Origin of the sequence: Hymenobacter negativus (assembly GCF_017571495.1) — a bacterium.
Lineage (GTDB): Bacteria > Bacteroidota > Bacteroidia > Cytophagales > Hymenobacteraceae > Hymenobacter > Hymenobacter negativus.
In genome coordinates this window covers 13,486-34,394 of the sequence record NZ_JAGETZ010000004.1, presented here as the reverse complement: position 1 = coordinate 34,394, position 20,909 = coordinate 13,486, and the positions used below count along the sequence as shown (strand labels likewise).

At 58.1% G+C, this 20,909-nt stretch carries 19 protein-coding genes and 1 tRNA gene; 7 read left to right on the top strand and 13 right to left on the bottom strand.

The genetic code is table 11. The features are described 5' to 3' along the window. Positions 1–28: 28 nt before the first annotated feature. Positions 29–2,638, top strand: coding sequence for a T9SS type A sorting domain-containing protein (locus J4E00_RS09880; RefSeq protein WP_208174992.1), 2,610 nt, complete (start codon positions 29–31; stop codon positions 2,636–2,638). Positions 2,639–2,714: 76 nt separating this feature from the next. Further along, positions 2,715–5,357 (top strand): hypothetical protein, encoded by a 2,643-nt coding sequence (locus J4E00_RS09875; protein ID WP_208174991.1) that lies wholly within the window; start codon positions 2,715–2,717, stop codon positions 5,355–5,357. Positions 5,358–5,439: 82 nt separating this feature from the next. On the opposite strand, the gene J4E00_RS09870 is transcribed toward J4E00_RS09875, so the two are convergent. Together J4E00_RS09870 and J4E00_RS09865 are read right to left on the bottom strand one after the other, a co-directional pair. After that, positions 5,440–5,670 (bottom strand): CDGSH iron-sulfur domain-containing protein, encoded by a 231-nt coding sequence (locus J4E00_RS09870; protein ID WP_208174990.1) that lies wholly within the window; start codon positions 5,668–5,670, stop codon positions 5,440–5,442. Positions 5,671–5,697: 27 nt separating this feature from the next. Then, positions 5,698–6,225 carry a GNAT family N-acetyltransferase gene (locus J4E00_RS09865; protein WP_208174989.1) on the bottom strand — a complete coding sequence of 176 codons (528 nt, stop codon included), beginning with the start codon at positions 6,223–6,225 and terminating at the stop codon, positions 5,698–5,700. 117 nt (positions 6,226–6,342) lie between these two features. Here J4E00_RS09865 and J4E00_RS09860 point away from each other — a divergent pair, with 117 nt between their 5' ends. Beyond that, positions 6,343–6,798, top strand: coding sequence for a hypothetical protein (locus J4E00_RS09860; RefSeq protein ID WP_208174988.1), 456 nt, complete (start codon positions 6,343–6,345; stop codon positions 6,796–6,798). An 18-nt stretch (positions 6,799–6,816) separates the two neighbouring features. On the opposite strand, the gene J4E00_RS09855 is transcribed toward J4E00_RS09860, so the two are convergent. Further along, positions 6,817–7,242, bottom strand: coding sequence for an STAS/SEC14 domain-containing protein (locus J4E00_RS09855; protein WP_208174987.1), 426 nt, complete (start codon positions 7,240–7,242; stop codon positions 6,817–6,819). Positions 7,243–7,368: 126 nt separating this feature from the next. On the opposite strand from J4E00_RS09855, the gene J4E00_RS09850 reads away from it, so the two are divergent. Continuing rightward, on the top strand, positions 7,369–7,992 hold the full coding sequence (locus J4E00_RS09850) for a deoxynucleoside kinase (RefSeq protein ID WP_208174986.1): 624 nt from the start codon (positions 7,369–7,371) through the stop codon (positions 7,990–7,992). Between the two features lie 101 nt (positions 7,993–8,093). Here the strand turns inward: J4E00_RS09850 and J4E00_RS09845 are convergent, their stop codons facing one another. The 3 genes from J4E00_RS09845 to J4E00_RS09835 form a co-directional block, all read right to left on the bottom strand. Next, positions 8,094–8,783, bottom strand: coding sequence for a DUF2461 domain-containing protein (locus tag J4E00_RS09845; RefSeq protein ID WP_208174985.1), 690 nt, complete (start codon positions 8,781–8,783; stop codon positions 8,094–8,096). An 85-nt stretch (positions 8,784–8,868) separates the two neighbouring features. After that, positions 8,869–9,693 carry an MOSC domain-containing protein gene (locus J4E00_RS09840; protein ID WP_208174984.1) on the bottom strand — a complete coding sequence of 275 codons (825 nt, stop codon included), beginning with the start codon at positions 9,691–9,693 and terminating at the stop codon, positions 8,869–8,871. A 60-nt stretch (positions 9,694–9,753) separates the two neighbouring features. Next, the gene (locus tag J4E00_RS09835; RefSeq protein WP_208174983.1) at positions 9,754–10,410 is read right to left on the bottom strand and encodes a hypothetical protein; all 657 of its coding nucleotides are present in this window, start codon (positions 10,408–10,410) and stop codon (positions 9,754–9,756) included. Between the two features lie 187 nt (positions 10,411–10,597). Here J4E00_RS09835 and J4E00_RS09830 point away from each other — a divergent pair. Continuing rightward, a tRNA-Lys gene (locus J4E00_RS09830) sits at positions 10,598–10,670 on the top strand. Positions 10,671–10,831: 161 nt separating this feature from the next. Here J4E00_RS09830 and J4E00_RS09825 read toward each other — a convergent pair. Next, entirely contained in the window at positions 10,832–11,776 is a 945-nt protein-coding gene (locus J4E00_RS09825; protein WP_208174982.1) for an acetylornithine carbamoyltransferase, read from the bottom strand. A gap of 239 nt (positions 11,777–12,015) precedes the next feature. On the opposite strand from J4E00_RS09825, the gene J4E00_RS09820 reads away from it, so the two are divergent. Both J4E00_RS09820 and J4E00_RS09815 read left to right on the top strand, forming a co-directional pair. Continuing rightward, positions 12,016–12,723 carry a hypothetical protein gene (locus J4E00_RS09820; protein WP_208174981.1) on the top strand — a complete coding sequence of 236 codons (708 nt, stop codon included), beginning with the start codon at positions 12,016–12,018 and terminating at the stop codon, positions 12,721–12,723. A 59-nt stretch (positions 12,724–12,782) separates the two neighbouring features. Further along, positions 12,783–13,904: an SMI1/KNR4 family protein gene (locus J4E00_RS09815; protein ID WP_208174980.1), complete on the top strand. Its 1,122-nt coding sequence runs from the start codon at positions 12,783–12,785 to the stop codon at positions 13,902–13,904. Between the two features lie 66 nt (positions 13,905–13,970). On the opposite strand, the gene carB is transcribed toward J4E00_RS09815, so the two are convergent. From carB to J4E00_RS09785, 6 genes are all read right to left on the bottom strand, one after another. Further along, a complete protein-coding gene (gene carB / locus J4E00_RS09810; protein ID WP_208174979.1) occupies positions 13,971–17,213 on the bottom strand; it encodes a carbamoyl-phosphate synthase (glutamine-hydrolyzing) large subunit in 3,243 nt (1,080 codons plus the stop codon). A 96-nt stretch (positions 17,214–17,309) separates the two neighbouring features. Next, positions 17,310–17,678 carry a hypothetical protein gene (locus J4E00_RS09805; RefSeq protein ID WP_208174978.1) on the bottom strand — a complete coding sequence of 123 codons (369 nt, stop codon included), beginning with the start codon at positions 17,676–17,678 and terminating at the stop codon, positions 17,310–17,312. A gap of 47 nt (positions 17,679–17,725) precedes the next feature. Next, the gene (gene carA, locus J4E00_RS09800) at positions 17,726–18,808 is read right to left on the bottom strand and encodes a glutamine-hydrolyzing carbamoyl-phosphate synthase small subunit (RefSeq protein ID WP_208174977.1); all 1,083 of its coding nucleotides are present in this window, start codon (positions 18,806–18,808) and stop codon (positions 17,726–17,728) included. A gap of 54 nt (positions 18,809–18,862) precedes the next feature. Beyond that, on the bottom strand, positions 18,863–19,168 hold the full coding sequence (locus J4E00_RS09795) for a hypothetical protein (protein WP_208174976.1): 306 nt from the start codon (positions 19,166–19,168) through the stop codon (positions 18,863–18,865). 64 nt (positions 19,169–19,232) lie between these two features. Then, positions 19,233–20,396, bottom strand: coding sequence for an aspartate aminotransferase family protein (locus J4E00_RS09790; protein WP_208174975.1), 1,164 nt, complete (start codon positions 20,394–20,396; stop codon positions 19,233–19,235). Between the two features lie 69 nt (positions 20,397–20,465). Further along, positions 20,466–20,870, bottom strand: coding sequence for an Imm50 family immunity protein (locus J4E00_RS09785; RefSeq protein ID WP_208174974.1), 405 nt, complete (start codon positions 20,868–20,870; stop codon positions 20,466–20,468). Positions 20,871–20,909 lie beyond the last annotated feature (39 nt).

The window sequence follows — 20,909 nt, the reverse complement described above, 5'->3', positions numbered from 1 at the left end:
TCTTATTCACTTTTCCGGCCGACTACAGATGAAACGAAAGCTACTGCCCACCCTATTCGTCCTGCTATTGGTCCTGCTGGGCCCGGCCCGCGCCGCCACGCCACCGCCTGCTCCCGGCCACTCCCTGGCCGAAGCCCTCAATCCCGACGGCACGTTGCGCCCTGGCCTAAATGGCTCCTTCGATGTCCGGCAGTTCCGCGTGAGTACCGCGCCCGATGGCCGGCCGGTGTTTCGACCACTTGGTACGACCGGTGCCGGGGATGAGCGGTGGCAAAGTGGGTTTAGCCTGTTTAACGGGGCCGATACCGCCATAAAAACCATTGTGCAGTCGGGTACTGATATTTACGTTGGCGGCAGCTTTACCTCGGTGGGCGGCGTAAAGGCCAGCTACGTAGCCAAATGGGATGGTAGCGCTTGGAGTAGCCTGGGCACGGGCATGGCAAATGGTGGCGCAGAGGGCACGGTGATGACGTTGGCAGTAGCTGTCAATGGAGATGTGTACGCGGGGGGCGACTTTATCCAAGCCGGCGGCATCGCGGCCAACTACGTGGCCAAATGGAATGGTACCACCTGGAGCAGTTTAGGTACTGGTGCCGCCAATGGCGTAAATGGCAGCGTTTTGTCATTGGCCATCGCCGGAAATGGCGATGTACTGGTCGGGGGCGATTTTACCCAGGCCGGTGGGATATCTGCCGGGCACGTAGCCCGCTGGAACGGCAGTGTGTGGAGCACTTTGGGAACGGGTGCTTCCAATGGGGTAGATACGGGCGTAATGGCCCTGGCCGTGGCTGGCAACGGTGATATATATGTTGGCGGCTACCCTCGAATTGCCGGTTTAATAACGGTCAACAATGTAGCAAAGTGGAATGGCACCACCTGGAGCCCCCTGAATGGCGGCGTGAATGGTGACGTGAGGGTAATGACAGTAACCAGCAGTGGCGAGTTGTACGTCGGAGGGACGTTCTCACAAGCTGGCGGCACCGCTGCCAGCAACGTGGCCAAATGGAACGGTAGTGCCTGGAGCAGCTTGGGTACCGGCACGAATAACGGCGTGAATGGCGGCGTAATGGCCTTAGCTGTCGCTAGCAATGGCGATGTATATGTTGGCGGCAGCTTCTCGCAGGCGGGTGGCGCTGCTGCCAACCGCATAGCCCGCTGGAACACTACCACGTGGAGCACGCTGGGCACTGGTGCCACTAATGGAGCCAACAGCGATGTGTTTGCCCTGAAGCTAGGAAGCAATGGCGATGTATACATAGGCGGGGATTTTACTCAGGCCGGTGGTGCGGCTACCAGCTTCCTGACCAAATGGAATGGTACCGCCTGGAGCAGCTTGGGTAGCGCTGCTGTAAGCAACGGCCTGAACCGTCAAATTAATGCCTTGACAGTAGCCGCTAATGGGGATGTGTATGTGGGTGGATACTTCACCCAAGCCGGCGGAACCGCGGCCAACTACATCGCCAAATGGAATGGAACTACCTGGAGCAGCTTGGGCAGCGGTGTGGCCAATGGCTTGAACGGCGAGGTCTTTGCCCTGACAATAGGGAGCAACGGGGATGTATACGCCGGCGGCAACTTTACGCAAGCGGGTGGGCTTCCGGCCAATTATATAGCGCGATGGAACGGCAGCGCCTGGAGTAGTATGGGCACTGGCCCGTCCAATGGCGTGAACTATTTTGTCAGGACGCTGGCGGTGGCCAGCAACGGCGACTTATACGCAGGCGGCAACTTTTCCCAGGCCGGCGGCACCGCTGCCAACAATGTGGCCAAGTGGAATGGTACTACTTGGAGCAGCCTGGGTACAGGTACGGCAAATGGAGTCGATGTTGGCGTCATTGCTTTGGCTGTAGCCGGCAACAGCGAGGTGTATGTCGGCGGGTATTTCACCCAGGCTGGGGGCATCGCTGCTAACTATATAGCCAAGTGGAATGGCACAGCTTGGAGTAACCTAGGCACTGGCCTGAATAGTAACGTGCTGGGGCTGGCGGCGGCTGGCAACGGGAACGTGTATGTGAGTGGTAGCTTCACCCAGGCCGGTGGAATAGCCGCTAACAGGGTGGCCCGATGGGATGGCACCACTTGGAATAGCATGGGCACGGGCACGGCCAATGGAGTAAACAGTTATGTTGTGGCGCTGGCAACAGCCAGCAACGGCGATGTGTATGTAGGTAGCAGCTACTTAAGCCAGGCAGGTGGAATCCCAGTCAACCAAGTAGCCAAATGGAACGGCACCGCTTGGAGTCCATTAGGAACCGGGGTAAACCGGCAGGTCTACGCCTTGGCTACTGCCCCTACGGGAAAAATATACGTCGGAGGCGATTTTACAACGACCGGTGACGGCAGCAAGCTCATGGCCCGCTTTGCCATCTACGACCCCAACGCCCCGCTGGCCACCGCCGCTGCCAAAGCCACTCCTGCCGCGCAACTCTTTCCCAACCCGGCCCACGGCGCGGCCACCCTGCGCCTGCCCGCCGGCGCCCCGCGCCCGCCCCTGACGCTGACCGATGCGCTAGGCCGGGTGGTGCGCCGCTATCCTGCCTCGGCCACGGCCGAGGCCGAGTTAGACCTGCGCAGCCTGCCCGCCGGTACCTACGTGGTGCGCTGCGGGGCCTACTCCCAGCGCCTGGTAGTGGAGTAGGGGAATAAGGCTGGCTGCTAATTCGTTTTTCTTGGGGCTGCTTTCGGCGCCCTTCTCTTTTCCACAACAACAACTAATGAAAAAGAACCTATTGTGCTCCTTGCTTTCGCTGCTGCTGGTGCTGGGCCTGTACAGCCCGGCCCATGCCACGGCCCCGCCGACCACCGGCCGCCCCCTGGGCGAAGCCCTCAACCCCGACGGTACGCTGCGCCCCGGCCTAAACGGTTCCTTCGATGCCCGGCAGTTCCGCATGGGCACCGCACCCGATGGGCGGCCGGTGTTTCGACCACTTGGCACGACCGGGGCCGGGGATGAGCGCTGGGCCGATGGGTTTGGGCTGAATGGTGCTGATGGGGTGGTAATAGCCGTGGTGCGGGCGGGTACTGATATCTACATCGGGGGCCAGTTTACGGTCGTCGGTGGGGTAGAAGCGAACCGGATTGCCAAATGGAACGGGACGGCCTGGAGTAGCCTGGGCACGGGCAACAGCAACGGCGTAGGTGACCCCTTAAACAGCAACCTTTACGGCAGCAGCGTCAATGCGCTGGCGGTGGCCAGTAACGGGGATGTATACGTGGGCGGCAAATTCGACCAAGCTGGCGGAGCAGCAGCCAACAACGTGGCCAAATGGAACGGCAGTGCGTGGAGTAGCCTGGGCACGGGCGCCGGCAACGGCGTAGATAACCTCGTCAATGTGCTGGCCGTGTCGAGCAGCGGGGCGGTATATGTAGGCGGCGGTTTCACGCAGGCCGGCGGGCTGGCCGCAAACCGCGTGGCCAAATGGAACGGCACGGCCTGGAGCAGCTTGGGTACGGGCGCCAGCAACGGCGTGAACAGTGGCGTCAATGCGCTGGCGGTGGCCAGTAACGGGGATGTATATATAGGCGGTTATTTCTCCCAGGCTGGTGGAGTGACTGCCAATTCCGTTGCCAAATGGAACGGCACGGTGTGGAGCAGCCTGGGCACGGGTAATGGCGTGGACGGCCCGGTCATCGCGCTGGCCATGTCGAGCAGCGGGGAGGTATATATAGGCGGTTTTTTCTCCCAGGTTGATGGAGTGGCCGCCATCTGTGTAGCCAAATGGAATGGGACGGCGTGGAGCAGCCTGGGCACGGGCAACGGCGTAGGCGGCCCCGTCAATGCGCTGGCGGTGTCGGGTAGCGGGGAGGTGTACGTAGGTTATACCTTTATACAGGCTGGCGGGGTGAACACGAACCGCGTGGCCAAATGGAATGGCACGGCGTGGAGTACTTTGGGTACCACCGGCAACGGCGTGCCCGGCCTCGTTAGCGCGTTAGCTGTGGCGGGTAGTGGAGAAGTATACGTGGGCGGTTTTTTCTCCCAGGTTGATGGAGTGGTCGCAAGCCGCGTTGCCAAATGGAGCGGCACAGCCTGGAGCAGCCTGGGCACGGGCAACGGCGTGGACGACTTTATTACCGCGCTGGCGGTGGCAAGCAACGGGGAGGTATATGTAGGTGGTAATTTTATGCGGGTCGGCGGAGTAGCTGCCAATCACATTGCCAAATGGAATGGGACGGCCTGGAGCAGCCTAGGCACCGGCACGGGCAACGGCGTAGACGGCCTCGTTAGGGCACTAGCTGTGGCGAGTAGCGGGGAGGTATACGTGGGCGGCGATTTTATGTGGGCCGGCGGGGTGGCCGCGAACTACGTAGCCAAATGGAACGGGACGGCGTGGAGCAGCCTGGGCACGGGCGCCGGCAACGGCGTGGATTCGCGCGTCAGGGCGCTAGCTGTGGCGAGCAACGGGGAAGTATATGTGGGTGGCGATTTTGTTCAGGCCGGCGGGGCGACTGCCTCGCGCATTGCCAAATGGAATGGGACGGCCTGGAGCAGCCTGGGCACGGGCGCCAGCAACGGTGTGGATGACATCGTCAATGCGCTGGCAGTGTCGGGTAGTGGGGAGTTGTACGTGGGTGGCAATTTTATGTGGGCCGGCGGGGCGACTGCCTCGCGCATTGCCAAATGGAACGGGACGGCCTGGAGCAGCCTGGGCACGGGCGTCGGCAACGGCGTGAATTCGCGCGCGTACGCGCTAGCTGTGGCGAGTAGTGGGGAGGTATACGTGGGCGGCGATTTTATGCGGGCCGGCGGGGTGGCCGCGAACCGCGTAGCCAAATGGAACGGGACGGCGTGGAGCAGCCTGGGCATGGGCACCGACAACGGCGTAAGTGGCCCCAGCAGCTACGTTTATGCGCTGGCAGTTTCGAGCAGTGGGGAGGTGTATGTAGGCGGCACTTTCACCCAAGCCGGCGCGATAGCAACCAGTAACGTGGCCAGATGGAACGGGATGGAGTGGAATAATCTGGGCACGGGGCTGCACTCTCATTCCGGCAGCATGGCCTTGGGGTTCGCAGGCAAACTTTATGCAGGCGGCGCCTTCACGGGAACTGGCGATGGCAGCAAGGTTATGGCCTACTTCGGCATCTACGACCCCAATGCCCCGCTAGCTACGACAGTTGCCAAAGCCATTCCTGCCGCGCAGCTCTTTCCCAACCCGGCGCACGGCACGGCCACGCTACGCCTGCCCGCCGGCGCCCCCCGCCTCGCGCTCACCCTCACCGATGCCCTGGGCCGCACGGTGCGCCGCTACCCCGCCCCGGCCGCTTCGGCGGATGCTGAGCTGGACCTGCGCGGCCTGCCCGCCGGTGCCTACGTGGTGCGCTGCGGCGAGTATGCCCAGCGCCTGGTGGTGGAGTAGGACTTAACTTAACTCAATTGAAACAAAACGCCCGCTGACCAAAAATGGTCAGCGGGCGTTTTGTTTCAATTGAGAGTCGAGTCTATACGGCCGGTTTGGGCGCGGGCAGGTCGAACGCCGTGGCGTCGTGCTCGAAATGGCCTTTGTGCGAACCATCGCAGAACGGCTTCTGCTTCGACAGGCCGCAACGGCAGATGCTGATGCGCTGGCGGCCGCCGAGGCCGTAGGGCTGGCCCTGGGCGTCTACGAGTTCGATGTCTTCGCCCTCCACGCGGAGGGAGCCATTGGAAAGGACGGTAAGTTTAATCGACATGAGAATAGGGGGTAAGGGTTGAAAATTTTAGAGTGTTTTCCGCATCACGTAATCGTTCATGAAGTACGGCCCGATGGGCACATCCACTTCGCGTTGGCGGGCAAAGCCGCGTCGCTCGTAGAAGGCGATGGCGGGGTTGTAGCGGTTCACGTTCAGGTCCAGGAAACGGCCGCCGGCGGCGCGGGCGGCATTTTCTACCGCCTCAATAAGGTGCACGCCTAAGCGCTGGCCCTGCCGGGTGGGCAGCACATATATCTTGTGCAGCTTGTAGCCGGCTTCGCCGTTTTCCTCGGCGGGCAGGGGGCTGAAAGAGGCAAAGCCGGCGGGCTCGCCATCCACGCGCGCCACCAGAAACACGTGCTGTTGCTCGGCCATCTGGCGCCTAAGGGCCGCCGGCGAATAAATCACCCGGTACATGTATTCCAACTGCTCCTCCGAAATGATGAAGCGGTAGGTCGGCTCCCAGGTAGCCTCGGCGAGTTGAATAATGGTCGGAATGTCCTTGAGCGTGGCGGGCTCAATGCGCGGCGGCGCGGTAGGGGCGTCAGAAGTCATAAGCGGCAAAACACGAAATTGCGGCGAAAAAACCGAAACCGGTTCGTTCGACTTGATACGGTTGGCCCATTCCTTGCGTTTAAGGCCGCAAACCTTCGTTTTTTCTTTTTCCTGCCTATGAAATCTGCATGCATTCTTCTGCTCGCCGGCCTGCCCCTCGCCAGTTTTGCCCAAACCACCCAGGCCGAACTGCTCCGGCGTGGGGAGCTCACCGGTTCCCGGCCAGCGGCCACCCCCCAAAGCTCAGCCCGGCAAGCCGCCTCCCGCACTGCCGATACCGCTTCCGACCCCGTGCAGCAGCACCTGTTGCAAACCGACGTGAACCTGGCCCAGGCCCGTGCCGAAGAGCTGCCCAACCTCTACGAGCGGTTCATTGCCACCACCCGCGACGAGCGCCGCACCTGGACCTACCCGCAGTGGGACGCCGCCGGCCAGGTGCTGGCCCGCCTCAACCAGCGCTATGAGCACATCCGCACCGAGCTGCCCCTCGAAGAGCGCCTGCGCATCCGCTCCTTCCAGGGCGAGTTTCACACACTGAAAGGCGCCCGCAAAGTCAAGGAAAAACTCGACTAAGCTGGTCGTTCTTTTTGCTCACTGCTTTTGCAGCCAGCGGATGGCTTCGGTTTCACTGACAAACAGCGAAACATTAATCTGGCCGTACATCGCCTCCACAAACTCACTGCTTACCAGCTGGGCATTAAAGTCGGGGGAGAGAATGTAGGCAATGGCCCGAATGCCTGCCGCTACAGCCAATGGCCGCCACTCATATTGCAGCCAGGGCAAGGCTTCACTCCAGTCGCCGCCGGTGTCACGCTTGTCATTAAGCACGTGCCTAAACGGATGCTCTTCTATCTGCTGCATCGCAGCCGTCACCCCACGAATGATGGCTGCCGCAGTAAGGTGCCCATGCCAGCGGATGTATAGTATGGCATTCGTTGGCAAGAAATAATATTCTGCCAGCGGTGCCCCGTAGCTATCGGACAAAGTGGTGAGGTGGACGGCTTCAGCAGTCAGCATGTTAGATTATAATAGCATTATATAGTAAATATAAGGCTTAATTGCAGGCCTAAATGGTTGAGCCAATGCCCGGGCAGCTGTTACCTTTGGGGTTCTGCTTTTCTCTCGCTTTTTCGTTCGTAGCGCATGCACATTGCCATCGTCGGCAACATTGGAGCCGGCAAAACCACCCTGGCTCATAAGTTGGCCCAGCATTTTCGCTGGGAGGTTTTTCTGGAAGATGTGGACGATAATCCTTACCTGAAGGATTTTTACCACGATATGCCCCGCTGGGCCTTTCACCTCCAGGTATATTTCCTCAATGGGCGCTTTCGCCAAACGCAACGCATCAAGGAACTGCAAAAGGCTGGCAAAGGCATCATCCAGGACCGCACCATCTACGAAGACGCCCACATTTTTGCGGCCAACCTGCACGAGTCGGGCCTGCTCGAAACCCGCGACTACAACAACTACTACGCTTTGTTCGAATCGATGGTGGACCTCGTAGCCCCGCCCGACCTGCTACTCTACCTCCGCGCCGACCTGCCCAAGCTCATTGGTCAGATTGAGAAGCGCGGCCGCGACTACGAGAACACCATCAGCATCGAGTACCTCAAAAACCTCAACGAGCACTACGAGAAGTGGATAGGTGCCTATAGCGCCGGCCGCAGCCTCATCATCGACGTGAATGAGCTGGACTACGTGCGCCGCCCCGAAGACCTGGGTACCATCATCGAAAAGATTGACAGCACCCTATTTGGTTTGTTTTAGCGTTTGTGGCGCATACAAGCGCAAACCTTTGGCACCATACAGCCCCGGCCCCTCATGCAGCGCAAGCGAAGCATGAGGGGCCGGAAATTTTTTTAAGCAGCTTACGCCTGCAGCGGTCCTGCATCAGGAATAGCAGCATTGAAAAAATCGACCAGCGGCCGGGCCGCCGCAATGCCGGCCACTACCTGCTGCACAAAACCCGGTGCCAGCACTTCCGCATCAGTATAAAAACGGCCTATGCCGAAGGTCTTCAGGCGCAGCCAGGCCAAATCGGGGTCCGATGCTGCGTAGCCCCGCGGCGGGCGCGTGAGCTGTGGTCCGGTCCGGTCAAGGCCCATTGGGAAGTAGCGCACTAGCTCCGGCGCCTGCCGCAGCCGATGAAACTCGTCGCTGCTGTAATGAATTTCCTGCCGAATGGCTACTAGCAATTCTGGGGTAGGGTGGAAGGTACCCGCCCCCAGCCAGCTGCGCCCATCCGGCTGAATGGCCAGGAAATAGCCCGCCCGTGCCGCGTGACGCCCTCCGCGCTTCAGGCCCGCGCCCATGCGGCGCTTGTAAGGCTCGGGGTCGCGGTGGGCCCGGTCGTTTTTGTGCAGCCGAAACATGACGTCCGACGTGGTTAGGTTGGCTAAGTCGGGGTCGTTGGCAGCAGCCTGGGCCAGCACCTCGCGCACCAGCTCGGTGCAGGCAGCGCGGGCACGCTGGTATTCGGAGCGGTGGGCGGCCATCCACACCGTATTGTTATTGGCCGCGAGCTCAGCCAGGAAATGCAGCAGAAAATTCAGTTCCATAAAAAAGCAAAAACCGGGCAGTAGGCCCGGCCTTGCACAACGCACTGCCTGCGGGGAGAGTTGCCCCGACAAGTAGTCGGAGGTCCTACTTCCGACTCACGACGGTCAGTGCATCCCCCACACGCAGACGACCCCGGCCCGGCCCGGTCACGTTCTGGCCGAAAAGCGTACTGTTTTCGGCCTTGCGGTAGGTGGCCAGGGTGCGTAGTGGGTCGCCCACCGGGCTTTTGGTCGCGGTTTGCTGGTCGATGGTGGTGAGCACGCACCGCCCGCAGCCCCGCACCGCCCGAAACATTGTTTCACCAATCTGAAACTGCTCCCAATTGTCGTCCTCATACGCCTCGCCGCCCCCAAAAACCAAGTTGGGACGGAAGCGGTCCATGGGCACGGGCTGGGCCAAGCGGGTATTCAAATCCGCCAGCGCGGCCTCACCGGCCACCAGAAATGGGTAGCCGTCGGCAAAGCTCACCAGCTGGCCTTCAGGATTGAGTTCGGGCTCCACGTCGCGGCGCACCATGTCCGACATATACACGAGGCGGCACGACCGGTCCAGCGCCTCCGCAAACCATGCATCGGCTTCCTTCGCGCCGCGCCAGGCCCACAAAATATCATCCCACACTGTCACAAACAGCGTTTTATTCGGCGTGGCTTCGAAGGGAATAAAGAGCGGCAGCAGTTCAGGCCGTTGGCGGTGCGAAATCAGGAAGCCATTATAAGCCGGGGCCACCGTCAGCAGGGCCAGCTCGGGGTGCTGGCGTTGCGTCATGAAGCGGTTGCGCTCGTCAACCAGCAGCCAGCGGCGGTCGTGACGCAGGCCCCTGGCCGTCACGTCGGCTTCCGCCACGGCATACCCTCCGAGAGATTTAACAGGATAGATATACAGGCCAGTGAGAGTTAGGGACGCAGACATAACCACAAAAGTACCAGCTCCGGGCCAACCACACCATCTGCGGCTGGTTTTTACCGGGTACTATTCCACCACCAGCAGGTCGGTGGCCCGCACAAATGCTTCGCGCTGCTGCCACTGCACTCGGTACCAAATGTCCTGCCGTCCCAGCACGGGTAGGCGGTCGCCCATGGCGGCTGTGCTTAGCCAAGCTGCCCCCGCGCCAGGGCCGTCCATCAGCACTGCTCCCGAGCGCGCCACCAACCCGGCCGGGACCGGGCGCAGGAAGTGCAGGTAGGTCCCAAGCAGCGCCACGTACGCCAGATAGCCCACCCACGCTCCGCGGGGGCTCCGGCGCCACAGCAGCCACATGGCGCCCACCACTGCTCCTGCCAGCAGCACCTGCAAGCCCGAATAGAAATACCGCTGCACCTGCACACGCAGTTCCTGTTGCCAGGTAGTAGGGTAGCCTACCAGCCGGTGTTGCGTAGCCAAGCCAGCTAGCTGCCGCCACGTACGCACCCGCGGCTGCCTGGCCTGCGCCATGCTGAGGTAGAGCAGCGCTGCCGGGTAGTGTTCCAACTGCTGCTGGGCGTAGGCCATTTTGAGTAATAATTCGGGCGAAGCACGCCGTTGCTCCCATACCTGCCGCCGATAATCAGGAAAAGCTGCCGCATATTGCCCGGCCACAAACAAAGAATCGGCCCGCCCTAGGTTTGCAGCAGGCGCTGCAACTGGCAAAGAGAATTTTTTTTTAGCCGGGGAATTTGCACTCAAGCCCCAGAGAGGCAAGAAGATTAAGAAGAGAAAAAGGGTTCGCACAGTAAGGAAACAGACTTTTTTTTGAAGCCAGTGTTGTGTAGTTCGAAAGGCTATAGTACTTTTGTGCCACCAAAGAAGGAAACGCCCTTCCAAGGTGCAAGGTACCGATTCTGTAGCTCAGCTGGTAGAGCAGTACACTTTTAATGTACGGGTCCTGGGTTCGAATCCCAGCGGGATCACAGCAAAAAGCCCCATTCTGGAAACAGGATGGGGCTTTTTCGTTGGTTCCTATTGGTTTAGCTGCTGCCAAATACTGGCTTAGCTTCTTTCAAACGATGCTAAACGCACAAAGGCCCCGCAGAACCCTATGCTGCGAGGCCTTAATACTTACTGCTCCTTGCTACTTCAGCAGCTCATGCAGTACGGTTTGCATGGAGATGGTGCGGTTGCCGGCTTCCTGGATGATGAGCGAGCCGGGCGCGTCGAGCACGGCATCGGACACTTCCACGTTGCGGCGCACGGGCAGGCAGTGCAGGAACTTGGCGTTGCTGGTTAGGGCCATATGTTCGGGGGTGAGCATCCAAGCGGGGTCGTTTTGCAGCACCTGGCCGTAGTCGCGGTAACTGCTCCAGTTTTTGGCTTGCACGTAGTCGGCGCCTTCCAACGCTTTGCGCTGGTCGTACTCGATGCGGGCGCCTTTGGTGAATTTGGGGTCCAACTCGTAGCCCTCGGGGTGTGTGATGACGAAATCGACCCAGTCAATTTCTGAAAACCAGTCGCAGAAAGAGTTGGGTACGCACTGGGGCAGGGCACGCACGTGCGGGGCCCAGGTGAGCACCACTTTTACTTGCTTTTTTTTCTTGGTTTCGGCTACGGTAATCAGGTCGGCGAAGGACTGTAAGGGGTGCAGGGTGGCGCTTTCAAGGCTGATGACGGGCACGGTGGCGTATTGCAGAATCTTGTTGAACACGACCTCGCCGTAGTCCTCGGCCTTGTCTTTGAGGGTAGGGAAGGTGCGCACGCCCAGCACGTCGCAGTACTGGCTCATCACCGCAATGGCGTCCTTGATGTGCTCCTGCGTGCCGCCGTTCATCACCGCGCCATCGGCCATTTCCAGGGTCCAGGAGTCGGCGCCGGCGTTCAGTACCCAGGCTTGCGCGCCGAGGTTGTAGGCTGCTTTGACCGAGCTGAGGCGGGTGCGCAGGCTGGGGTTGAAGAAGATGAGGCCGACGGTTTTGTTGCGCCCGATGTGCTGGTAGCCGTAGGGGTTGGCTTTGATTTCCAGCGCTTGCTTTAGCAGGGCGTGGTAGTCGCCGGCATCGGCGAAGGAGGTGAAGTTTTTCATGAATAACCAGTGTAATGGTTTGTTTTTAATCGGGCGCTTGTGCTGCATGCGTGTCAGCAATAGCACCGGCTGCGTCGACTTTCTCTCAAAGGTACTGCGGGCACGAGGAGGCAATAAGCCATTATCCTGGACCAAATGCGTCATGGCAACATGCTGCCACTACCCAAACAGCTGATTTCAACCAAGCAGATGTACGCTCCGTACCCTGTAAGTTGCTTCAACTCAAATACCATCTTTTTATGTCTGCCCTGTTTTCCTGGAATAGCCTGTTGTTGACCGGACTGCTTACGGCCTCTCAGCTGACTGCCCACGCTCAGGTCGATTTGCAAACGTTCAGCGACGCAACTGTTCAAGCTGTCCTCACGGCCACGATGGTGAACGCCATCAAGCGCAGCAATACGACAAGCCGGCCTGCTACCAGCGCTGTCGCCACCAAACGGTTTGCTTACACGCCCACGGCAGTTCTCCGCCAGCAAACCGTGCAACAGCTAGCGGCCCGCCTCAAACCAAATAATCCAGCGGCCGCCAATTCATTGGCAACAGGTAAGGTCGATTATTCCACGATATACCGCAGTATCGTGCAGGGCACGTCGCTGCCCGAAAACGACGCTGCTGCTGCTCTAGCTAGCTATCTGATAACGGGCTACCTAATTATGAACGGCGTTCATGACGATAATGCCATCACGCCCAGTATGGCCCAGGGGGTGCGCACACAAATAGCAGGCATGTTGGCTAGTAATTCGCAGCTTGCGTCTCCCACGGCCGTCGCCAAGTTGGGCGAGGAAATGAAGCTCCAAACCGTGCTACTCACCGCCACTTGGCAGCAAAGTATCAAAAACAACAACGAAGCAGCGTTTCGCACCAGTACTGGTCAACTGTTTAGCAAGCAGTATGGCTTCGATATGACGAAGGTGCGGCCCACTGCCAAGGGCTTTGCACCGCGCTAAATAAGAAGAAGCGGAACCTAACTGCTTGGTAATTATTCGGTCAACTTAGGTAAATATTTATGTCCGACTACCACGCCCAAATTGCGCGCATCAAAAACAAGCTCCCTCAGGCGCAGGCAGCTGACCCAAACTACAAAGTGTTTGGAGCCGACGGGCATAAGTACCGGATAGCGAGCCCTGTTCCCACTAACGACTTGCTGGTTCTGGAGCAGCGCTACGGTATCCGCCTGCCGGACGACTACCGGCTTTTCATGCAGGAAATAGGCCCTGGCGCGGGCCCATTTTACGGATTGTACGACCCCCGGCAACACGCTGCTGATTTTTTTACTGACCCACAGGCCCTGCGGCAGCCAAGCCAGTGGAAGCCCGACATGAGCGAGGACGAATGGGCAGCCTTGACGCTGCCATTCGAGCTAGACGACATGAGCGATACCGACTTCGAAAAGGAAATCGATGCGCTATTTGCGGGCCTGCTGGCTTTGGGCACACAGGGCTGCACCTGTTATCATGCGCTGGTTGTAAGCGGTGAATATTGCGGCCGAGTAGTGAATCTGGACGAAGAGCGGAACCTGCCCAAGTTTGCTTATGAAAGCAATTTTCTGGACTGGTACGAGCGGTGGCTCGATGAAGTATTGGATGGCACTTTAATGGGCGAACGGGCCGGTTGGTTCGGCTACCGAAGAGGCGGAACTGAAGACGAATTAATGACAGGATTCCAGACCGCAACCGAATTTAAGCAGCAACGTGAGTTCCTGCTGGGCCTAACCCGTTTGCCATCCGTGAGTTCAGACACACTCAACCAGCTAAGCCAAACTGCTGCCAGTCCCGACCCAACATTGCGTCTGCAAGCCATACAGTGCCTCACCCAGTTTGATTATTCCCGCGCTCGGCCATTTTTGCAAGCGCTTTGGCCTACTAATCCTTTAAACGTTGCAAAGTATGTTTATTGGTATGCTAAGGAGCATGCCGAGGACTGGGTGCCCGAAATAAGGACAGTTTTTACCACCGCCAATCCCGACCCTGAATTGTTTGATTTTGCTTCCTATCTGGCCAAAATCTGTGCTACCGATTTGACGCCGTTAATAATGCCTTTTATAAATCATTCTGATTCACGACTGAATAAACAGGCTATTTATATCATTCAAAAAATAGCCGAAAAGCAGTCCGGTAATCAGGAATGAATTAATCAGATTGTAGAGCGCTAAAAAGCAAAAGAGGCATCTGAATTCAGATGCCTCTTTTGCTTTTTACATGGCCTTATACTCGTTCCAGCTCTTAATCTTCAAGTCTTTCATTTCCAGCGAGCAGAAGGCCTGAATAAATGCCTTCGCCAGCCGTGCATTGGTCAGCAAGCCCACGCCAAAATCGACGGCGGTGCGGCGGATTTTGTAGTCATTATCCAACTCGCCTTTTGACAGGTTTTTGGGTATGTTAATGACTAGGTCGATTTTCTTTTCTTTCAGGTACGTCAGTACATTCGGCTCCTGCAGTTCATCGGGCCAGAAGAGCAGGCTGCTGGGAATGCCATTTTCGGCGAAGAAGCGGTGCGTGCCCTGGGTGGCGTACACGGTGTAGCCCTTTTTGATGAGCAGCGCGGCGGGCGCGAGCAGGGCCACTTTGGAGATGATGGGACCGCCGGAAATGAGCACCGATTTCTGCGGGATTTTGTAGCCCACGCTCAGCATCGATTTCAGCAGGGCTTCCTCAGCGGTGTCGCCCAGGCAGCCTACTTCGCCGGTGCTCACCATGTCGACGCGCAGCACCGGGTCGGCGCCGGGCAGGCGGGTAAAGGAGAACTGCGGGGCCTTCACGCCCACGAAGGGCAGGTCGTAGACCCGCTCGCTTTCGTCGCGTTCTACCTTCTTGCCGAGCAGTACCTGGGTCGCCTTTTTGATGAGGTTGTTGCCCGATACTTTCGACACGAACGGGTAGCTGCGCGAGGCGCGGATGTTGCACTCAATCACCCGGATTTCGCCGTTTTTCTCCAGGAACTGGATGTTGAGCGGGCCGCTGATTTCGTAGCGCTTGGCAATTTTTTCGGCGATGATTTTCAGCTTGCGGATAGTGCCCACGTACACCCGTTGGGGCGGGTAGTACATGGTAGCATCACCGGAGTGCACGCCGGCAAATTCCACGTGCTCCGAGATGGCATAGCTCACGATTTCGCCGTGGTCGGCCACCGCGTCGAGCTCGATTTCTTTGGCTTCCTGGATGAATTCCGATACCACCACCGGGTATTCGGAGCTTACTTCCACAGCGGTTTGCAGGAAGGCTTCTAGCTCGAAATTGTTAGAGACCACGTTCATGGCGGCGCCCGATAGCACGTAGCTCGGCCGGATGAGCACCGGGAAGCCGACTTCGCGCACGAACTCATTCATGGCTTCCAGTGAGGTCAGTTCCTTCCAGCGCGGCTGCGCGATGCCCAGTTCGTCCATGATGCTGGAGAACTTGTGGCGGTTTTCGGCCTCGTCGATGCGGGCCGGGGCCGTGCCCAGGATGGGGGCTTTGGCCTCGGCCAGACGGGTGGCAAGGTTGTTGGGAATCTGGCCGCCGGTGGAGAGAATCACGCCCTCCGGCTGCTCAAAATCCAGGATGTCCATCACCCGCTCGAAGCTCAGCTCCTCGAAATACAGCCGGTCCGAAACGTCGTAGTCGGTCGATACGGTTTCGGGGTTGTAGTTGATGATGATGGTTTTGTAGCCTTCCTCGGCGGCGGTTTGCACGGCGTTCACGCCGCACCAGTCAAACTCGACCGACGAGCCGATGCGGTACACACCCGAGCCCAGCACCACCACCGATTTATCGGTTTCGGGCTCCAGGTCGTTTTCGGTGCCGTGGTAGGTGCTGTAGAGGTAGTTGGTTTTGGCCGGGAATTCGGCCGCCAGCGTGTCAATCTGCTTGATGACCGGCAGCACGCCCAAGGCCTTGCGGCGGGCGCGCACCAGCAGCTCGTCGGCTTTGGTGCCGTGCATGGCGTCGCCTTCGCCGAGCAGCTTCACGGCAATCTGCTGGTCCGAGAAACCGGCTTTTTTTACCTCGCGCAGCAGGCTGGTTTCTAAACCATCCAGGCCGTTGGCACGGCCTTCGGCGAGCTGGTTGCCGAGCCGGAAAATGGTGGACAGGCGCTGCAAAAACCAGTGGTCAATCTTGGTCAGCTCGTGGACTTGGTCCAGCGTGTAACCGGCCTCGAATGCCAGGTTGATGGCGAAAATACGTTCCTCGTTAGGCTCGCTCAGCAGCTGGTCGATGGTGGTGGTGTCCACGGTTTCGGGCTTGTTGGCCACGAAGCCGCGCTTGCCGGTGTCCAGCATCCGCAGGCCTTTCTGAATGGCTTCCTCGAATGATTTGCCAATGGCCATCACCTCGCCCACACTCTTCATGGCGCTGCCAATCTGCCGGTTCACGCCCTCGAATTTGCCCAGGTCCCAGCGTGGTAGCTTCACCACCACGTAGTCCAGCGCCGGCTCGAAAAAGGCCGACGTGGTCTGCGTCACGCTGTTTTTCAGCTCCGATAACGAGTAGCCCAAACTCAGCTTGGCCGCCACAAACGCCAGCGGGTAGCCCGTAGCTTTTGAGGCCAGCGCCGAGGAACGGGAGAGGCGCGCGTTCACCTCAATCACGCGGTAATCCTCCGAAACGGGGTCGAGGGCGTACTGAATGTTGCACTCGCCCACGATGCCCAGGTGGCGAATGGTCTTGATGCCGATGCTGCGCAGCTTGTGGTATTCGCGGTTGCTGAGCGTCTGCGACGGAGCTACCACGATGCTCTCGCCGGTGTGAATGCCGATGGGGTCGAAGTTTTCCATGTTGCAGACCGTGATGCAGTTATCGTACTGGTCGCGCACCACTTCGTACTCCACTTCCTTCCAGCCCTTCAAGGATTCTTCCACTAGAATCTGGTCGGACGTGGTGAAGGATTTTTGGGCCAGGGTCCGCAGCTCGTCCATGTTGTTGGCGAAGCCGCTGCCCAGGCCGCCCAGCGCAAACGCCGCCCGCACGATGATGGGAAAGCCGATTTTCTCGCCGGCCGCCAGGGCGTCCTCCATCGTCGTCACGGCCACGCTACGGGCCGTAAACACGCCAATCTGGTCGAGCTTGTCCTTGAAAATATCCCGGTCCTCGGTGTCGATGATGCTCTGCACTGGCGTGCCCAGCACCTTCACGCCGTATTTTTCAAACACGCCGCCGCGGTACAGGGCCACGGCGCAGTTCAGCGCCGTCTGGCCACCAAAGGCCACCAGGATGCCATCGGGCTGCTCCTTTTTGATGACTTCCTCCACGAAGAAGGGCGTCACGGGCAAGAAATACACATCGTCGGCAATGTTGTCCGACGTTTGCACGGTGGCAATGTTGGGGTTGATGAGGATGGTGCGAATACCTTCCTCTTTCAGCGCCTTGAGGGCCTGGGAGCCGGAATAATCGAACTCGCCGGCCTCGCCAATTTTAAGCGCGCCGGAACCGAGGATGAGAACTTTGTTGGGTTTGTTCATTCTAAGGATTAGGTAACAGACCGTTTGGTATGGCCGTGTTAAAAGGCAGTCGTGCAGGGCCTGCAGAAGCTTAGTGCTTGCGTAGCAGACCAGAATTTAATTGGTGTAGAGGGTATCGCTTTTCACGATTTCCCACTTGCCGGACGGCCGTTTGGTAGTCCAGATTTTTATGGCTGCGTCGGCTTGCTCACCATCTAATAAAAAGCGGAAAATGAGAGTGTCTTTCGTCGCGCTCATGTCCTCGACCTTGAAATTTTTGGCGGTTATTGTGCCTGTTCTACTGGTTATTCTGGGAGAAACCCGGGCCGAATTCATAGCTTCATTAATGATGTTACCCGGTTCCCCCAGCACCGCTTTCAGTACCGTTTGCTGCCCCATGTTCTTGATAAAGTAGAACGCTGCGAAAGCCAGTGCGCCCACCAGCAAGTACCCCCAGTATTGGAATCCTTGGCTTTTAGGTTGCATGAGAACAGTGCGTTAGATACTAGTGAACAAGCTTTTGAAAAACCAGATTAACGGTTTTTATAATCTGCCACCGCCGTCAAAAAGTCATCAAACAGATACTCCGTATCCTCCGGCCCGCCGGCAGCTTCGGGGTGAAACTGCGTGGAGAAGAACGGCTTGGTTTTGTGCTTGATGCCTTCGCAGGTGCCGTCGTTCAGGTTTTCGAAGAGCATGGTCCACTCGGCGGGGAGCGTGGCGGTATCTACCGCAAAGCCGTGGTTTTGGCTGGTGATGAAGCTGCGCTTGGTGCCGGTGAGCAGCACAGGCTGATTGTGGCTGCGGTGGCCGTATTTCAGCTTGAAGGTATCGGCGCCCGCGGCCAGGCTCATGAGCTGGTTGCCGAGGCAGATGCCGAAAATAGGTTTGTCCTGCTGCAAGGCCGTTTGCAGGTGGCCGATGGTGGCCTCGCACATCTTGGGGTCGCCGGGGCCATTGCTCAGGAACAGGCCGTCGTAGTCGATTTTGGTAAAATCGTAGTCCCAGGGCACGCGAATCAGCTCCACGTCGCGTTCCAGGAAGCAGCGGATGATGTTGGTTTTGGTGCCGCAGTCCACCAGCACGATTTTATGCTGGCCGCTGCCGTAGTGCTGCACCTCGGGCTGGCTGACCTGGGCCACCAAGTTGTCCTGGTTGGGGTCGTGCAGCTCAATGTCTTCCCCGGCCACGATTTTACCCAGCATGGCGCCTTTCTCGCGCAGCTTCTTGGTGAGCATACGGGTATCGACGCCGAAAATGCCGGGGATGTTGTACTCGGCCAGCCAGTCGCCGAGGCTTTTGGCGGCGTTCCAGTGGCTGTGCTCCTCGGAGTAGTAATTGACTACGAGGCCAGCAATATGGATTTTGTCCGACTCGAAAATCTTCGAAATCGACTCGTACAGTTCTTCGCCGGGCACCCCGTAGTTGCCCACCATCGGGTAGGTGAGCACCAAAATCTGGCCGGCGAAGGATGGGTCGGTGAGGTTTTCGGGGTAGCCGGTCATGGCCGTGCTGAATACTACTTCGCCCGCCACTGAGGTGAACGCGCCGAAGGAAGTGCCCTCGATTTCAGTGCCGTCTTCGAGGATGAGTTTGACCTGTTTCGTATTTTCCAAGGTAGGGGTGTATATTAAAAAAACGGCTGAATGCGAAGCGCTTCAGCCGTTTTCCTATTGTTGATATTTTACTGACCGTACGCTGTCGTTAAGCAGCTTTACTAGTATCATGCTGCCATCGGTATCAGGTAGCTCATAGGCCATTACCAGCAAGGAATCTGCCTTTGATTTTTCCCAATAAGTGGAATCAGGCGTTGATAAAGCATTCAAAACCTGCTGCCGCGTCATGCCTTTTTTCGCCTGGCTTACCTGGCTTATGCGATTGAGAGCGTCATAAGCCTTAGTGAAATATTTCAAATAAAGCCCGTATCCGACCGACAAGCAGCAGCAGATAATGATGACCATGGTTGAGGCTTTCATCGGGGCGGGGGCCTAAATCAAATTCGATTTCGCGCCACAAAGATGCGGCAGCGTGGCAAAAAAATTAGTCAAGTGCCGAGGCTTGTTGGATAATTTCTACTGATTTTTCCGTCAGCGCATACAGCGCCTGCAGAAACCGGTCAACCTCTACCTTGCTGATATTCAATGGCGGTAGCAGCCGGAGTACCGTGGGGTCGGAGGCGTTGCCCACAAAAATGTGATGTTCCGATAGCAGCTTGTCGCGCACGTCTTTGATGGGGAAGTCGTACTTGATGCCCACCATCAGGCCCCGGCCGCGGATTTCTTCGGCGCCGGCGTGGGCCAGCAACTCGGTGCGGAGGTAGTCGCCCAGCTCGGTGGCGTGGGCCAGCAGGTTTTCATCTTCAATGACTTCGAGTACGGCTAGCGCGGCGGCGCAGGCCAGATGGTTGCCGCCAAACGTAGTGCCCAGCAGGCCATAAGAGGCTTTCAACTCCGGCGCAATCAGGATGCCGCCGATGGGGAAGCCGTTGCCCATGCCCTTGGCCACGGAAATGATGTCGGGCTGGATGCCGGCGTGCTGGTGCGCGAAAAACTTGCCGCTACGGCCGTAGCCGCTCTGCACCTCATCGGCAATCAGGATGATGCCGTACTGCTTGCACAGCGTCGCCAAGCCTTGCAGAAAACTATCGGAAGGCATGATGATGCCGCCCACGCCCTGAATGGGTTCGATGATGACGGCGCACACGTCGCCACCTTGCAGCGTGGTTTCTACCGCCGTCAAATCGTATTCCAGAAAGCTGATGGCGTGGCCTGCGTTGAAGGGCGCCACGATTTTCGGGTTATCGGTAGCGGCCACCGCGCCGCTGGTGCGGCCGTGAAACGCGCCTTTGAACGCTACCACGCGGGTTTTGCCGGTGTGGAAGGAAGCCAGCTTCAGCGCATTCTCGTTGGCCTCGGCGCCCGAGTTGCATAGAAACAGTGCGTAGTCCTCGTAGCTCGACACCTGGCCCAGCTTGTGCGCCAGCTGCGTCTGAATCGGAATTTGCACCGAGTTGGAGTAAAAGCCGATGTTTTGCAGCTGCTCGGTGAGGCGCTGCACGTAGTGCGGGTGGCTGTGGCCGATGGAAATAACGGCGTGGCCGCCGTAGAAATCCAAGTATTCCTGGCCCTGGTCGTCCCACAGCTTCGCACCTAAGCCCTTCACGGGCGTGATGTTGACGAGGGGATAAACGTTGAAAAGCTCCATGGTTTTTGGTGGTGTCAGAGCGTAGTTGAAATAAATAAGCGCGTCATGTTGAGCGCAGTCGAAGCATCTCTACTGCTTCGTTGGAGTTAAGCTTAGTACCGTTATTTGCTCTGCTACTATGCTATGCGAGCCAGCAGAGGAAGAAAAAGAGCAATTTATTGCGTTGTCAGCCTGCTCGAACTCCACCTCAAAAAGGACTGGAGTATGGTCAAACGTTAGGAATGTATCCTTCACGTTTTTGAATTGTAGTTCTATACTGCAAGGCCTGAATTGCTTGTATTGACCTTGTTCATCAAGCTCATTGATGAATTCAGCCGTCTCAATCAGAAAGGTGACCGTGCTTTTTGAAGAGCAGACCGAAAGACTGATTCTTTCAAGTGTGGCATCATGAAAACTTGGCCAGTATCCGAAATGCAGAATGACCGTCTCTGCATTACCTATCCTAGAAATCGTTAAGTTCTCAGTTGTCGCCATGACTTAATTGTTCGGTAGAGATGCTTCGACTGCGCTCAG